The 14896-nt window shown below is 67.5% G+C and carries 12 protein-coding genes; 6 read left to right on the top strand and 6 right to left on the bottom strand.

The genetic code is table 11. The annotated features are described in order from the left end of the window. The first annotated feature begins 15 nt into the window (after window positions 1–15). From prfA to ACO2Q5_RS00245, 3 genes are all read left to right on the top strand, one after another. Window positions 16–1071 (top strand): peptide chain release factor 1, encoded by a 1056-nt coding sequence (gene prfA / locus ACO2Q5_RS00255; protein WP_423287280.1) that lies wholly within the window; start codon window positions 16–18, stop codon window positions 1069–1071. Next, window positions 1068–1922: a peptide chain release factor N(5)-glutamine methyltransferase gene (gene prmC, locus ACO2Q5_RS00250; protein ID WP_423287278.1), complete on the top strand. Its 855-nt coding sequence runs from the start codon at window positions 1068–1070 to the stop codon at window positions 1920–1922. Before prfA ends, prmC begins: the two co-directional genes overlap by 4 nt. Window positions 1923–2154: 232 nt before the next feature. Beyond that, window positions 2155–3060 (top strand): DUF4167 domain-containing protein, encoded by a 906-nt coding sequence (locus ACO2Q5_RS00245; protein ID WP_423287276.1) that lies wholly within the window; start codon window positions 2155–2157, stop codon window positions 3058–3060. Here ACO2Q5_RS00245 and rsmA read toward each other — a convergent pair whose 3' ends face one another. The 6 genes from rsmA to lptF all read right to left on the bottom strand — a co-directional run bounded on the left by rsmA (window position 3061) and on the right by lptF (window position 10642). Next, entirely contained in the window at window positions 3061–3897 is an 837-nt protein-coding gene (rsmA, locus tag ACO2Q5_RS00240) for a 16S rRNA (adenine(1518)-N(6)/adenine(1519)-N(6))-dimethyltransferase RsmA (RefSeq protein ID WP_423287274.1), read from the bottom strand. 67 nt (window positions 3898–3964) lie between these two features. Beyond that, window positions 3965–4951, bottom strand: coding sequence for a 4-hydroxythreonine-4-phosphate dehydrogenase PdxA (gene pdxA, locus ACO2Q5_RS00235; protein ID WP_423287272.1), 987 nt, complete (start codon window positions 4949–4951; stop codon window positions 3965–3967). After that, window positions 4948–6201, bottom strand: a complete 1254-nt coding sequence (locus ACO2Q5_RS00230; RefSeq protein ID WP_423287270.1) for a peptidylprolyl isomerase — start codon at window positions 6199–6201, stop codon at window positions 4948–4950. Before ACO2Q5_RS00230 ends, pdxA begins: the two co-directional genes overlap by 4 nt. 78 nt (window positions 6202–6279) lie before the next feature. Beyond that, the gene (locus ACO2Q5_RS00225; RefSeq protein ID WP_423287268.1) at window positions 6280–8427 is read right to left on the bottom strand and encodes an LPS-assembly protein LptD; all 2148 of its coding nucleotides are present in this window, start codon (window positions 8425–8427) and stop codon (window positions 6280–6282) included. Further along, window positions 8427–9524: an LPS export ABC transporter permease LptG gene (gene lptG, locus ACO2Q5_RS00220; RefSeq protein ID WP_423287266.1), complete on the bottom strand. Its 1098-nt coding sequence runs from the start codon at window positions 9522–9524 to the stop codon at window positions 8427–8429. The genes ACO2Q5_RS00225 and lptG overlap by 1 nt, the downstream gene beginning before the upstream one ends. Beyond that, a complete protein-coding gene (gene lptF, locus ACO2Q5_RS00215; protein ID WP_423287264.1) occupies window positions 9521–10642 on the bottom strand; it encodes an LPS export ABC transporter permease LptF in 1122 nt (373 codons plus the stop codon). The genes lptG and lptF overlap by 4 nt, the downstream gene beginning before the upstream one ends. A gap of 154 nt (window positions 10643–10796) precedes the next feature. Between lptF and ACO2Q5_RS00210 the strand changes: the two genes are divergently transcribed. The 3 genes from ACO2Q5_RS00210 to ACO2Q5_RS00200 all read left to right on the top strand — a co-directional run bounded on the left by ACO2Q5_RS00210 (window position 10797) and on the right by ACO2Q5_RS00200 (window position 14813). Next, the gene (locus ACO2Q5_RS00210; protein WP_423287262.1) at window positions 10797–12266 is read left to right on the top strand and encodes a leucyl aminopeptidase; all 1470 of its coding nucleotides are present in this window, start codon (window positions 10797–10799) and stop codon (window positions 12264–12266) included. A 7-nt stretch (window positions 12267–12273) separates the two neighbouring features. Next, a complete protein-coding gene (locus ACO2Q5_RS00205; RefSeq protein WP_423287260.1) occupies window positions 12274–12741 on the top strand; it encodes a DNA polymerase III subunit chi in 468 nt (155 codons plus the stop codon). Window positions 12742–12965: 224 nt separating this feature from the next. Continuing rightward, entirely contained in the window at window positions 12966–14813 is a 1848-nt protein-coding gene (locus tag ACO2Q5_RS00200) for an ABC-F family ATP-binding cassette domain-containing protein (RefSeq protein WP_423287258.1), read from the top strand. The last annotated feature ends 83 nt before the right edge of the window (window positions 14814–14896 follow it).

Here is a 14896-nt window from a genome sequence, read left to right as displayed (position 1 = left end):
CGTCAAACCCGGGCCATGGTTCCGCTCGACAAACTCGCCCAGATCACCCAGCGTTTCGGCTTTGTCGAGGCGCGCCTGAACGCGGGCGCCGCGCCCGCCGAAATTGCCGCCCTCAGCCGGGAATATTCCGATCTGAAGCCGGTGGCCGAAGAGATCGCCGCTTACCGTCAGGCTCTGGACGATCTGCGCGAGGCCGAGGCGATGCTGGCCGACCCCGAGATGAAGGCGCTGGCCGAGGAGGAAATCCCCCGCCTGCGCGCCCGCATCCCCGAGATGGAGCACCGGCTGCGGCTGGCCCTGCTGCCGAAGGATGCCGCCGATGCGCGGCCCGCCATTCTTGAAATCCGCCCCGGCACCGGGGGCGAGGAGGCCAGCCTTTTCGCGGGCGATCTGGCGCGGATGTATCAGCGCCATGCCGAGCGGATGGGCTGGCGGTTCGAGGTGCTGGAAAGCCAGCTGTCCGATCTGGGCGGCATCAAGGAATTCACCGCCCATATCACGGGTGAAGGCGTCTATGCCCGGCTGAAATACGAAAGCGGCGTCCACCGGGTGCAGCGCGTGCCGGAAACCGAGGCGGGCGGCCGCATCCACACGTCGGCCGCCACCGTGGCCGTCCTGCCCGAGGCGGAAGAGGTCGATATCGACATTCCCGCCGCGGATATCCGGATCGACACGATGCGGTCCTCGGGCGCGGGTGGCCAGCATGTCAACACGACGGATTCCGCGGTGCGGATCACCCACCTGCCGTCCGGCATCGTGGTGACCAGTTCCGAGAAAAGCCAGCACCAGAACCGCGCCATCGCCATGCAGGTCCTGCGCGCGCGGCTTTATGAGGCCGAGCGGGAGCGGCTGGCCAATGAACGTGCCGCCGACCGCAAGGCCCAGGTGGGCAGCGGCGACCGCAGCGAACGCATCCGCACCTACAACTTTCCGCAAGGCCGGATGACCGACCACCGCATCAACCTGACGCTTTATGCGCTGTCCCAGATCATGCAGGGCGACCTGACCGAGGTGATCGACGCGCTGATCGCCCATGATCAGGCGGCCAAGCTGGCGGAGATGGAGGCGTGATCGCCAAGCTGGCGCTGGTCGCGGCGGTGGCCCGGCTGCGCGCCGCCGGGGTAGAGGATCCCGCTGCCGATGCCCGCGCGCTGCTGGCCCATGCCATGCAGGTGCCGCCGGCCCGGTTGGCGCTGCACACCGGCGATGAACTCACCGAAGCACAGGCCGAGGTCTATGAGGAGGCCATCGCCGCCCGTGAGGCCCGCCGCCCGGTGGCCCAGATCACGGGCACACGCTTCTTCTGGGGGCTGCCGTTCCGGGTGACGCAGGACACGCTCGACCCTCGCCCCGAGACCGAGGTTCTGGTGGCCGAGGCGTTGTCGCAGCCGTTCTTCCGCCTTCTGGACCTTGGAACCGGCACCGGCTGCATCCTGCTCTCCTGCCTGCACGACATGCGTGCGGCGCAGGGGCTGGGTGTCGATGCCTCTCCCGCGGCGCTGGCGGTGGCCGAAGCGAATGCCGCGGCCCTTGGCCTTGGCGCGCGCGCGACATTCGCGCTGTCCGACTGGTGTTCCGCCGTGTCCGGCCGTTATGACCTGATCGTGTCAAACCCGCCCTATATCGCCGCCGATGAGATGCCGGGCCTTGCGCCCGAGGTCCGTGGGTGGGAGCCGGAGATAGCCCTGACCCCGGGCGGCGACGGGCTGGACGCCTATCGCATCATCGCCCGGCAGGCGCCGGCGCGGCTGATGCCCGGGGGACGGATCCTTCTGGAAATCGGCCCGACCCAGGGCGCTGTCGTAGCGGGACTGCTGGCGGCGCAGGGGTTTCGCGATATCCGTGTCCTGCCCGATCTGGACGGGCGCGACCGCGTGGTCGCGGCAGTGTCTATTGCAGCGGACGGTTGCGGCAGCGCTTGAAACCGGGAATTGCGCAACTATCTTTCTTTTCCGGGCGAAACCCTGCGATTTAAGGCCGATTTGCCAGAGAATCCGCTTGCCAGCAGGGCTTTCGCATGATTTAGCAACCACATGCGGTGGCTGCGGGCATTCGGCCCCATTTCCCCGCAGGAACCCGATCCCGCCCCCGGATATTTGCGCCGCCTGCCGCGGCACCGCAGGGGCCACGGTGATCCCAGGACCATAGGCAAAGATGCGCTCTTCGAAGAAACGCTCGCGTTCCAGCCAGAACCGCCCGCGCTCTCTCGGCAATATCGTCAACCGTGTGTTCGATTCCTCGGGCCCCGAGGGCAAGGTGCGCGGCACGCCGCAGCAGATCATCGAGAAATACCAGATGCTGGCCCGCGATGCGCAGCTGTCGAACGACCGCGTGGCCGCCGAGAATTTTCTCCAGCACGCCGAACACTACACCCGCATGCTGGCCGAGGCGCAGCGCGAACTCGCAGCCGAGCAGGAAGCCCGCCAGCAGCACTATCAGCAGAACGGCGGCCAGCAGAACGGTGGCAACGGCGGCCAGAATGCCCCGCGCGACGGCAACCGTGACGGCGGCAATGGCAACGGCAATGGGGGCAACCGCGATCGGAACGACTGGCGCGACCGCAACCGCGATGACAACCGCGACCGCGCGGACCGTCCCGACAACCGTGTCGATGACCGTGCTCCGCAGGCCGAAGATCAGCCGCAGGGCGCCGAGGTGATCGACCTTGGCGGCGATGAGGCTGGTCTGGTGGAACTGCCCGAGGCCCGCCCCGAGCCGCGTCCGGAACCGCGCCCGGCGCCGCGTTCCGAAACGGCCGACCGCCGCCCGCCCCGGGCCGCAGCACCCGCCACCGGCGCATCCCGCGCGCCCTCTGAACCGCGCGCGCCGCGTGCCCCGGCGGCAGATCGCCGTCCGGCGAAATCGGCCAGCGGCTCGCCGGATCAGGATCTGCCTGCCTTCATCACCGGGGCGCCCGCTGCGGATCCGGCCCCGGCTCCTGCCGCGGCCCCGGCACAGCCGGAACCTGCCGCCGAAGCCGCGCCGAAGCCGAAACGCACGCGCACGGTGAAAAAGCCTGCCGCTGCCGCCGAACCGGCCGCACCGGACACGGCGGAATAATCAGGCATAAGATCGGGCAAGGGTGCAGAACTGCTCCAGCCCGATCTCCTCGGCCCGCGCCGTGGGGGCGATCCCCGCGGCCAAGAGCCGGTCTTCCAGATCCGGGCCAAGCGCCTTCAGCGACGATCGCAGCATCTTGCGCCGCTGGTTGAAGGCCATGGCGGTGATCCGGCTCAGCACTTTTTCATCGGCCGGATAGCGCGGCGCCTCCAGCCGGGTCAGATGGACCACGGCGGAATGCACCTTGGGGGCGGGGGTAAAGGCCTCGGGCGGCAGATGCATCACGATCTTCGGATCGGCGCGCCACTGCGCCAGCAGCGCCAGCCGCCCGTAATGGTCGCTCCGCGGCTTTGCCACGATCCGCTCAGCCACTTCTTTTTGGAACATCAGCGTCAGGCTCTGCCAGAACGGCGGCCATTGCGCGGGCGTCAGCCAGCGGATCAGCAGCTCGGTCCCCACATTGTAGGGCAGGTTCGCCACCACCTTCACCGGCCCGGTCAGATGCGCCATCACATCCAGCTCCAGCGCATCGCCCTGCAGCACGGTCAGCCGCCCGGGGCAGGCGGCGGCAATCTCCATCAGCGCCGGGATCGCCCGCGGGTCCTTCTCCACCGCCACCACGTGCCGTGCGCCCTCGGCCAGCAGGCCACGGGTAAGACCGCCGGGACCGGGTCCCACCTCCAGCACATCGGCACTCGACAGATCGCCCGCACAGCGCGCGATCTTGGCGGTCAGGTTCAGGTCCAGAAGAAAGTTCTGACCCAGCTGCTTTTTCGCCACCAGATCATGCGCCGCGATGACCTCTCGCAGCGGAGGCAGCCCGTCGATGGTTCCCAAAACCCGCTCCCGATTTCATCTGTTCATAAATATCCCGGGGGTCCGGGGGCTGGCCCCCGGCCTGCGCTCACTCACCGCGCGCAGTCGCCATCTCTTGCGCCATCCGCAGGGCCGCCACAAGGCTGGACGGATCGGCCAGACTACGGCCTGCAATATCATAGGCGGTGCCGTGATCGGGCGAGGTGCGCACGAAGGGCAGGCCCAGCGTGACATTGACGCCACCGGCAAAGTCGATGGTCTTGATCGGGATCAGGGCCTGATCATGATAGGCGCAGACCGCCGCATCATAACCCGCGCGGGCACCGGCGTGGAACATGGTGTCGGCCGGCAGCGGGCCGCGGATCGCCATGCCTTCGGCGGCCAGCCGGTCGACCAAGGGGCGGATCATCCGCTCATCCTCCCAGCCCATGGCGCCGCCTTCGCCCGCATGGGGGTTCAGCCCGGCCACCGCGATCCGGGGGCTGTGCAGCCCGAAATCGCGGATCAGCCCGGCATGGGTGATGCGGATCGTCTCTTCCAGCAGCGCCTCGGTCAAAGCTGCGGGCACGTCGGAAATGGGAATATGGATGGTCGCGGGCACCACGCGCAGACCGGGGCAGGCCAGCATCATCACCACGCGGTCCACCCCCGCCAGATGGGCGAGGTATTCGGTATGGCCCGGAAAGGCAAAGCCCGCGCCGTCCTTCAGCGCCTTCTTGTGGATGGGCGCCGTCGTAACGGCCGAGGCCGCGCCGGATTGCACCAGCGCCACGGCGCGCGCGATGACCTCGATCACGCCCGCCGCATTGCGCGGGTCGGGCCGGCCGGGTGGCGCGGGCGCGGCAAAGGCATGGGGCAGCACGGGCAGATGGCTGGCAGGCACCGAAAGCGCGGCCTCGGGGCGGTCGATCTCGGTCACGGGGGTGCCGGGCGGCAGGTGGGCGGGATCGCCGATCCAGAAGAGCGGCAGGCCTTCGCCCAGAACCGCCCGCGCCTTGACGGCGATTTCAGGGCCGATACCGGAGGGATCGCCGCAGGTCAGCGCGACAGGGGGCAGGTCGGCGCGGCGGTTCACGGCTGGCGGATGATCGCGGCAGAGCGCAGCTCTTCCAGATAGCCGTTCGCCATGCCATCCAGCTTTTCGTTGATCACCTGTTCCTTGATCCGGTTGCGGTCAGGCTCTGCCTCCATCACCGGGGTGCGGCTGCAGAGCATGACCAGACGGCGCAGGCCGCCCCGGGTCAGCGCGGCGGAAATCTCGCCCGCGTCCAGCTTGGCCAGTTCCAGCCCCACATCGCCGGGGACGGCGGCGGCAGTGGAATTCTGCACGGTCAGAACCCCTTCCTGTCCCTTGGCCAGACCGTAGAGATCATTGCATTCGTCTACCGAATTGCGGACCCGGGCGATGGTTTCGGCATCGTCGGGGACCAGATATTCGGCCCATTCCACCTTGACCGAGATCGGCTCGGCCGTTTCGTCCATGGCGATCTGGCGCAGCTGGAACAGCACGACTGCATTCGGCACCACCACCGGGCCGGAAACATCGCCCGCCTCAAGCCCAAGGATTTCCTGCGAGATGGCAGAGGGCAGCGTGGACAATGACAGCCATTCCGGCACCCGTCCGCCGTTCTGCCCGGTGGGGGCGGCGGAATATTCGCGGGCGGCGGCGGCAAAGGCCCCTTCGCCCCGGATGGTTTCCGACAGCCGCCGGGCCAGCGCCAGTGCCTCGGCCTCTTTGCCGGGTTCTGCCGGGATCACCAGTTCGGACACCAGCACCTTCAGCGCGCGGGGGCGGGCGGCTTTTTCCAGCGCCTTGTCGACATCCGCCTCGGACACCGGGACCTTGCCCAGAAATTTCGCCCGCACCATCTGGCGCCAGACCAGACCGGCGGTCACGAAATCGCGGAAGGTCTCGGGCGAGACGCCAGCCTTCTGCAATTCGCCCACCAGCTGCTCGGCGGTCAGGTTCGCGCGGCTGGCAAATTCTTCCATCCCCTTCAGGATTTCGTCCTGCGTGGGTTTGATGCCAAGGCGCTTGCCGGTGTCCATCTGCACCCGCTCGTCGATCAGGGCCTTGACCGCGGCCTCTTCGGGGTCGCCCGGCTGGCGCAGCAGTTCATAGAACCGGGCGCGCTGCTGCACTTCGTATTCGGTGATGACCGTGCCGTTCACATAAAGCCGCGGCGCGAAAAGGTTCTGCGCCTGTGCCGGTTGCGGCATGGCCAGAGGCAACATTCCGCCCAGGACAGAGCCGCCCAACAGCAGCGCCGTGATAAGGCGCCGGGGCGCCTTGCCCCATCCAAGACCCGTTTCGATCTGTTTCATCTTCTGCCCGACCGCCTGATCGTCTGCCCGTCCGGCCGTGTTCATGCCCCGCATCGGCGGGGTCCCGGCCCGTTCCCGTTAGTAGCACCGGCCTGACGGACCTGCCGCCTTGCCGCTGCCGAACCCGATAAGATCGACCGAAAGGCCGAAATCCGTCGTCGGCGTCACACTAGTCGAGGACGTGAACCGACGCGAGAGGGAAAGATCGACGGCCACGCACTCATTGCGGAATTCCACACCAATGCCGGCCAGCGTGCCGCGTTCGGATTCGAAATCGTAGCTGCCTTCGGCCTTGGCCGTCAGCGCGGAGGTGGCTTTCCATGCCGCATCGAAACGGATTTCGCGGGTGGGGTCGGGGCGGTTTTCCGTCAGATCCGCCACCGCATAAAGCGCCGATCCGGCGACGGACAGCCGCTCCTGGCTCAGCGCCAGCCGCAGTTCCCCCTTGGCGATGTCAAGATCGTCGTCGAACACCACCCGGCCTGTGGCCGCAAAGCCCGAGGGCCAGTCCAGCGTCAGCGCGGCCAGCCAGTCGGACTGCGTGCCGCCCAGGCCCGAGGCGGGGCCGAACTGACCGTAATCCTGTTCGCGGATCACCCGGCCAAGGGTCAGGCCCCAGCTCCATCCCGCGGGATCGGTGCGGGTCCAGGTCAGGCCGACATTGGCGCGGCGCCCCTGTTCCACCGCATCGGCACCGGGGAAGCGGTCCAGCGAGAAGATGTTGCCCTCATCGAATTCCACCAGAGCGGAATCCTCGTTGGGGATGCCGGTGCCCTGCCGGTCGGCCCAGATCAGCTGCACGACCGGCTCGATCACATGGGTCGCGCCGGAGGGGGCGGCCTTCACCCAGGGCCAGCGCAATTCCACCCCGGCGGCGGTATGGGTGCGGGTGACTTCGCCCTCATAAACCGCATCCTGCCCGATGGAATAAAGATCGGCCTGCGCCTCGCCCAGAACCGTCGCCTCGATCCCCGGACCGAACAGAAAGCTGCGGCGCCAGTCCACCCGAACGGACAGGCGGCTGACATCGCGGCCGTCGGCGATCGTGTCGGGGTCCGGCCCGTCGAACGGATTTTCCGAGGTGCGCAGATGGCTGTGGGTCTGGAGCCGAAGCCCGCCTTCGCCGCCCAGCGGGCCCAGCGAAAAGCGGCGGTGGAAGGTCACATCCGTCACCAGCGAGGGCAGGGTGTCGTTGTCCTCCTCGTCGCGCAGGGATTGGAAGCTGATGATCCGGGCCGAGAAAAATCCGTTGCGGCGCACCCGTGACAATTCGATCCGGCTGTCCAGCCGGTCGGCATCGGAGATGCCGTAATCCAGAAGATAGGCGTTGTCGGTGGTCGCCTGCAGCGCAAAGGACAGGCGGAAATCGTCGGGCAAAGCGAATTCGCCATCGGCAAAGGCATAGCCGCGATAGGTGCGGTCGGTCAGCCCGTCGCGGGTGATGCCGGCATTGATCTCAATCTCGCCGGTGCGGAACGCCTGCCGGTAGCGCAGGTCCACCGTGCTGGAGCCCTTGGTGGTGAAATAGGGCGCGACGGTCAGGTCGCGGCTGTCCCCCAGGGTGATGAAATAGGGGATCTTGATCCCCGCGCCCAAAAGGGTGGTGGTGCGCAGTGACGGCGCGAGAAAGCCCGTTGTCCGGTCCAGCGTCGGGTCGGGCATGCGCAACCGCGGGATATAGGCCACCGGAACGCCTGCCACGCGGAACTGGGCATGATCGAAATAGATCTGCCGTTCCTCCTGGTCGTGGATCACCCGGCGGGCGCGGATTTCCCACAGGGGCGTGGGGTTGGCCGCACAGATCTTGCAAGAGGAGGCGACCACATCGTCCAGCGCGGTATAGCGCCCCTCGACCCGCATCATGCGGTTGGCGGCCAGCTGCAGCTGTTCGTTCAGCACCAGCCGCGCGCTGGTCAGCAGCCCCTCGGTCAGATCGGCCGAGAGCTCGGCCTGGCTGGCCAGAACCACGGTGCCGCCGCCCTCGTCGGTCAGGACGATGGGGCCTTCGATGGTCAGCCGGTCGGTCGCCTGATCATAAAGGATGCGCGAGGCGGTCAGCCGGCGGCCCTTGTAGAACACCTCAACATGGCCGGCCGCGACCAGACGGGTATCCCCCGCGATCTCCAGCCGGTCCGAGACCAGCGTCGCCTGTTCCTGGGCGGAAACCGCCACGGGTTGGGACAGAGCCATCACCGTGGCCGCCGAGAGAAGAAGCCGGCGCAGCATCAGCCGTCCTCCAGATGCAGTAACAGACCAAGGGCCAAGAGGACGGCCGCGACGGGCGGGCTCCACGCCGCAAGGGCAATGGGAATCTGGCCGCTTTCCCCCAGAGCCTGCGCGAAGTTGCGCAGGAAGAACAGGGCAAAGCCGCAGAGAATGGCATAAAGCACCATGATCCCGGTTCGGCCAAAGCGCGTATGCCGCATGGTGAAGCCTGCCGCCACCAGAACCATCGCGGTCAGCAGCAGCGGCTGCGCCAGTTCCATCTGGAACCACAGCCGGTAGCTGCGGGCGGAAAAGCCCGCGCGTTCCAGCCCGGCGATGTAGGACGGCAGCTGCCAGACGGGCACCGCCGCGGGCGTGCCGAAGCTGTCGCGGATCCGCTCGGCCGTCAGGTCGCTGGGCAGACGGGTTCCGTCCGGCCATTGCACTGCCGAAAGCTCGGGGTTGGGGTCGGTCAGTGTCCAGAGCTTGCCGCCGTCCACGATCCAGGCGCCCGGGGTCAGCTGCGCCGAAGTCGCCTCGACCCGGCTGACCGGCACCCCTTCGGGGCCGAAGGTCAGGAAGGTCACGTCGAACAGCTCGGTCCCGTCCAGATTGGCACGGGTGGCCTGAATGACGGTCTGGCCGTAACTGCCGCCCTGCCGCAGCCACAGCCCCGAGTCCGAGACCGAGAGCACCGAATTGCCCCCGGCGGTATAGCGGGCGCGCAGGTCCTCATAGGCTTTGGACGTGGCCGCCACCAAGGGGTTCATCACCGCCACCGCCAGCGTGCCGATGACCAGCGCCACGAGAACCGGTGTCACCAGAAACCGCAGCCCAGACCGGCCCGCGGCGCGCACGACGACCAGTTCGGACGACCGGGCCAGCGCCAGAAAAAGGGCAATGGCGGCAATCACGAAGATCAGCGGCAGGATGCGATACTGGGTTTCCGGCACGTTCATCAGCGACAGCCGCGCCGCCTCGGCCAGACCCACGCCATTGCCGGAAAAGCGGCGCAACTGCTCGACCATGTCGATCAGCATCAGGATGCCGAAGAAGATCATGAAGACCTGGGTGACGGTCATCAGGAAGCGGCGGGCGATGTAGCGCGACAGGATCATGCTGCGGCCTCTGCACGGATGCGCCGCGGGCGCTGCGACCACCACAACAGGCCCATGGCCACGGCCACACCCAGAAGCGGCGCCGCATAAAGCGCGGGCCAGCCGGTTTCAGACCGCAGCGCCACGCCCGAAGCGGCGGTATTCGCCATCTGCAGCCCGATGATCAGAAGGACCGCCAGCCCCATCTGCCGCCAGAGGCCAAAGCGCGAATAGCCCCCCAGCATCAATGCGGCAAAGCCCAGCAGAGGCGCCGCCAGCCCCAGCAGGGGCGCCGCCAGACGGCTGTGGCCTTCCTCCAGCAAGGCAGGCCGCGTTTCGCCCGTCGCCTCGACCGTGGCGGGTGCAGCCAGAAGCAGGCTTGCCGTATCATATTCGCGCAGGTTGCGTTGCCGTCCGTCCTTGCCGCCGACGATGCCGGACAGGTCCAGCGTGAAATCGGAAAACCGGGTCAGGGCCAGCCTGCGGGTGCCGTCCGCCGTCATGCGCTGCGCCATCCCGTCCAGCATGATCAGCCGCGGCGTGCCGTCCTCGCGCACCAGAAGCGCCTGCCGGGCGGTGTAGACGGCGGTTTCCTTGGGGCTGCGCTCATCCGACAGAAACAGGTCGTTCAGCTCTCCGAGCGGGCTGATCTCGCGGATATAGATGGTCACGCCATTGGCCGGATGCATGAAACGCCCCTCGGTCAGGAAACGCGCGGTGACATTTTCGGACACTTCGGCCGTGCGTTCGGCCAGACGGCTCTGGCTCAGCGGCACCAGAAGGTTGGTCAGCACCAGCTGCATGGCCATGACGCAAAGGCCGAAATAGACCACCGGCCGTGCCAGCCGGAAGGCAGAAAAGCCGGTGGCCTGCATCACCACCAGCTCTGATTCCTGCATCAGCCGGTTGATCGCATAAAGACAGGCCGCAAAGGCCGAGATCGGCAGCACCAGCCGGATCACATTCGGCAGCGTCAGAAGCGAGAATTCCACGAAAACCAGCGCCGACTGACCGTCGCCGATCAGCTGGTCAAACAGGCCCACGGCCCGGTTGACCCAGTAGACCGCCACCAGCACAAGGCTGAAAAAGCCGAACAGCTGCAACAGCTGTGACAGAAGATATCGGTCGAATCTCGACACGCGCGGCCCGGGCTCCACTGGATATGGGGCGGAGAGATAACGGATTTCCCACCGGCGTGAAACTGGTATCTGGCCAAGCGCGGCGGCGGGGAATAGCTTTCCGCGCAAGGTCCTGCCGGTTGCTGCGGGGCCACTGACCGCAGGAGCCCGCCAGATGCCGCACCCCGTTTCCATCCAGTTCCGTGACACCGATCTTGACGCGCTCTTGACGCAGGAAGGGCGGATCGCGCTGGTGCAGGATGCGGGCGTCACGCTGTCACCCGCGGCGCGCAAGCTGGACCGGGCGACGCGGGGCGCGGTGACGCGGGCTCTGGCTTCGGATGCTTTCGGCAAGCTGAAGCCGGGTGAGGCGCTGGATCTGGCCTTTCCCGCGGGCCTTGCGGCCGAGGCGCTGCAGCTCGTCCGCCTGCCGAAGCGCACCGATCCGTTGACCGCGCGCAAGGCGGGGGCGGCCATCGGCAAGGCGCTGAAATCCGCGGCGTTGACCGTGGTGGCCGAAGGCCATCCGCGCGCGGCAGAACTGGCCTTCGGGCTGGCGCTGCGGGCCTACAGCTTTGACACCTACCGCGGGGGCGAGGCAAAGCCCTTCGGCCCGGTCGCTTTCATGGTGACGAACCCCGAGACGGTGGCCGCCGAGGCCGCGCCGGGTGCCGCCCTGGCCGAGGGCGTGTTCTTCGCCCGAGATCTGGTGTGGGAGCCTGCGAATGTCCTGACCACCTGGGATTTCGCCGCCCGTCTGGCCGCCATGCAGGAGCTGGGGCTGGAGGTGGAGATTCTGGACGAGGACACGCTGGAAAAGCTGGGCATGCGCGCGCTTCTGGGTGTGGGGCAGGGCTCGGAAAGCCCGTCCAAGGTGGTGGTCATGCAATGGAAGGGCGGACGCGAGGGTGAGGCGCCGCTGGCGCTGGTGGGCAAGGGCGTCTGTTTCGACACCGGCGGCATCTCGATCAAGCCCGCGGCCGGGATGGAAGAGATGACCATGGACATGGGCGGGGCCGCCACCGTGGCGGGCACCATGCGGGCCCTCGCCTTGCGGCGGGCCAAGGCCAATGTCGTGGGGCTGGTCGGGCTGGTGGAGAACATGCCCGATGGCCGCGCGCAACGCCCGGGCGATGTGGTGAAATCCATGAAGGGCGACACGATCGAGGTGATCAACACCGATGCCGAAGGCCGCCTCGTTCTGGCCGATGTGCTGTGGTATGCGCAGGAGCGGTTCAACCCGAAGGGGATGATCGACTTGGCCACCCTGACCGGGGCGATCATCGTGGCGCTTGGGCATGAAAATACCGGGGTTTTCTCGACCGATGATGCGCTGTGCGATGCCTTTCTCAAGGCCGCCGCGGCGGAGGGCGAGGGGGCGTGGCGCATGCCGATGGGTGAGGCCTATGATGCGATGCTGAAAAGCCGGATCGCTGACATGCGCAATTCCTGCGGGCGCGAGGGCGGGTCGGTGACGGCGGCACAGTTCCTTGCGCGCTTCGTGAAGCCCGAGGTGCCGTGGATCCATCTGGACATCGCCGGGACGGCCTACACCAAGGCCGAGACCGCAATGGCGCCCAAGGGCGCGACCGGCTGGGGTGTCCTTGCGCTGGACCGGCTGATCCGCGACCGGTTCGAGGGCTGATCGCCCGATGGGCACCGTCCTGTTCTATCATCTGACCCGCCACAGCCCGGCCGAGGTGGTGCAGCGCCTGACGCTGCGCACGCTGGAGACGGGCGGCCGCGTCATGCTGCGCGGGCAGGACCGCGCCGTGCTGGACCGGCTGGACCAATGGCTGTGGCTGCATCCCGAAGACGGGTTCCTTCCGCACGGCATGGAGGGAGGGCCGCAGGATGCCGACCAGCCGCTGCTGATCGGGCAGGGCGCGGCGGTGAACGGTGCGAAGGTCCTGATGCTGATGGGCGGCATGTCCGTGAACCCGCAAGAGGCGCAGTCGATGGACCGGGTCTGCCTGATGTTCGAGGATGCCGACCCCGCGCAGGTGCAGGCGGCGCGGAACGAATGGCGCGCGGTCACCGCGGCGGGGCTGGTGGCGGAATACTGGGCCGATGCCTCAGGCCGCTGGGAGAAGAAGGCGGAGAGCGGCGCGAAGGGTTGAGGTCGCGCCCCGCCGCAGCGCCGGGGAGGTTTTGCACCTCCCCGGCCCCCTCCGCAGGATATTTGTGCCAAGATAAAGTCAGGGCGCAGGAGTGCGCCTTTCTGCGCAGGCGTGCCTGTTGCCGCATCGGGGCGCGCGGAAAACGCGGGCGGTGCGGGGCCGGTCAGGCCTTTGGATGCAGGCGGCGGATTGACCTTCCCGCGCGGCTGCGGCAAGGCGTGGCCATGCTGAAGATCGAGGACATCACCTATTCCGTCGAAGGCCGCCCTTTGTTCGAGGGCGCCTCGGCCACCATTCCCACCGGCCATAAGGTTGGTCTTGTGGGGCGCAACGGCGCGGGCAAGACCACGCTCTTTCGCCTGATCCGGGGGGAGCTTGCGCTGGAAGGCGGCGCCATCTCGATCCCGAACCGGGCGCGGATCGGCGGGGTGGCGCAGGAGGTGCCCTCCTCCGGGACCAGCCTGCTGGACACCGTGCTGGCCGCGGATACCGAACGCGCCGCGCTGATGGCGGAAGCCGAGACCGCGACCGATCCGCACCGGATTGCCGAGGTGCAGGCCCGGCTGGCCGATATCGACGCCTGGAGCGCTGAGGGCCGCGCCAGCGCCATTCTGCGCGGGCTGGGGTTCGAGCCGGAAAAGCAGCTGATGCCGTGCAGCGCCTTTTCGGGCGGCTGGCGGATGCGCGTTGCGCTGGCGGGGGTGCTGTTTGCGCAGCCGGACTATCTGCTGCTGGACGAGCCGACCAACTATCTGGACCTTGAAGGTGCGCTCTGGCTGGAGGCCTATCTTCAGAAATACCCCCATACCGTGCTGATCATCAGCCACGACCGGGGCCTGCTGAACCGGGCGGTGCAGGGGATCCTGCATCTGGACAACAAGAAGCTGACCTATTGGCAGGGCGGTTACGACCAGTTCGCCCGCCAGATGGCTGAACGCCGCGCAGTGCAGGCGGCCGAGGCCAAGAAGGTCGAGGCGCGGCGCGCGCATCTGCAATCCTTCGTGGACCGGTTCAAGGCCAAGGCCTCGAAGGCGGTGCAGGCGCAGAGCCGGGTCAAGATGCTGGAAAAGCTGACGCCGATTGCCGCGCCGGAAGAGGCGAAAAAGGCCGTCTTCACCTTCCCGCCGCCGGAAGAGCTGTCGCCGCCGATCCTGACGCTGGACGGCGCCTCGGTCGGGTATGGCGGGCCGCCCGTCCTGCGGCGGCTGTCCCTGCGCATTGATCAGGACGACCGGATCGCCCTTCTGGGCCGCAACGGCGAGGGGAAATCGACGCTGTCGAAGCTGTTGGCCGCCAAGCTGACCGCCAGCGAGGGCAAGGTCACGCGGTCGTCCAAGCTGCGGATCGGCTATTTCGCGCAGCATCAGGTGGATGAGCTGTATATCGACGAGACGCCGTTGCAGCATGTGCAGCGGGTGCGTCCGGCGGAACATCAGGCCCGGCTGCGCGCGCGGCTGGCGGGCTTTGGCCTGATGGCGGATCAGGCGGAAACCGCGGTCGGGCGGCTGTCGGGTGGGCAGAAGGCGCGGCTGTCGCTCCTGCTGGCCACGATCGACGCGCCGCATCTGCTGATCCTGGACGAACCGACGAACCACCTGGATATCGAAAGCCGTGAGGCTTTGGTCGAGGCGCTGACCGAATATTCCGGCGCGGTGGTGCTGGTCAGCCATGACATGCACCTGCTGGGGCTGGTGGCGGACCGGCTGTGGCTGGTCAAGGGCGGCGCGGTCGAACCCTATACCGGCGATCTGGAGGATTACCGGCGGATGCTTCTGGCGGGGGATGAGCCTGCCAAACCTGCGGCGCCGAAGGAAAAGCCCAAGAAGGCCAGCCGCGACGAGGTTCTGGCGCTGAAGGCCGAGGTCCGCAAATGCGAGGACCGGCTGGCCAAGCTGAACGACATGCGCGACAAGCTGGCCAAGAAGCTGGCCGATCCGGCGCTCTATGAAGATGACCGCAAGGGCGATCTGGGTGTCTGGAACGGCAAATATGCCGAGGTGATGGAAGCTTTGGACCGGGCCGAGGCCTTGTGGCTGTCAGCGCAGGAAAAGCTGGAGGTGGCAGGCGCCTGACCGGTCCTGCTGCGTCAACCTGCGTAGATTCACGCAGACCCTGCGCATTTGCACGGTTCAGCAGCCCACGCTTGCCGTGCGGT

The organism is Neotabrizicola sp. VNH66, assembly GCF_049445895.1.
GTDB lineage: Bacteria > Pseudomonadota > Alphaproteobacteria > Rhodobacterales > Rhodobacteraceae > Pseudogemmobacter.
Note: the sequence above shows the minus strand (reverse complement) of the source record. Positions and strands in the feature narration are given on the sequence as shown.

Bases quoted from the DNA above. Each gene is read 5' to 3' on its own strand.
- ACO2Q5_RS00210 (WP_423287262.1), top strand. From the start codon at position 10,797: ATGCCGCACCCCGTTTCCATCCAGTTCCGTGACACCGATCTTGACGCG.
- lptG (WP_423287266.1), bottom strand. From the start codon at position 9,524: ATGATCCTGTCGCGCTACATCGCCCGCCGCTTCCTGATGACCGTCACC.
- ACO2Q5_RS00230 (WP_423287270.1), bottom strand. From the start codon at position 6,201: ATGAAACAGATCGAAACGGGTCTTGGATGGGGCAAGGCGCCCCGGCGC.
- ACO2Q5_RS00225 (WP_423287268.1), bottom strand. From the start codon at position 8,427: ATGCTGCGCCGGCTTCTTCTCTCGGCGGCCACGGTGATGGCTCTGTCC.
- ACO2Q5_RS00245 (WP_423287276.1), top strand. From the start codon at position 2,155: ATGCGCTCTTCGAAGAAACGCTCGCGTTCCAGCCAGAACCGCCCGCGC.
- ACO2Q5_RS00205 (WP_423287260.1), top strand. From the start codon at position 12,274: ATGGGCACCGTCCTGTTCTATCATCTGACCCGCCACAGCCCGGCCGAG.
- ACO2Q5_RS00200 (WP_423287258.1), top strand. From the start codon at position 12,966: ATGCTGAAGATCGAGGACATCACCTATTCCGTCGAAGGCCGCCCTTTG.
- prfA (WP_423287280.1), top strand. From the start codon at position 16: ATGGTTCCGCTCGACAAACTCGCCCAGATCACCCAGCGTTTCGGCTTT.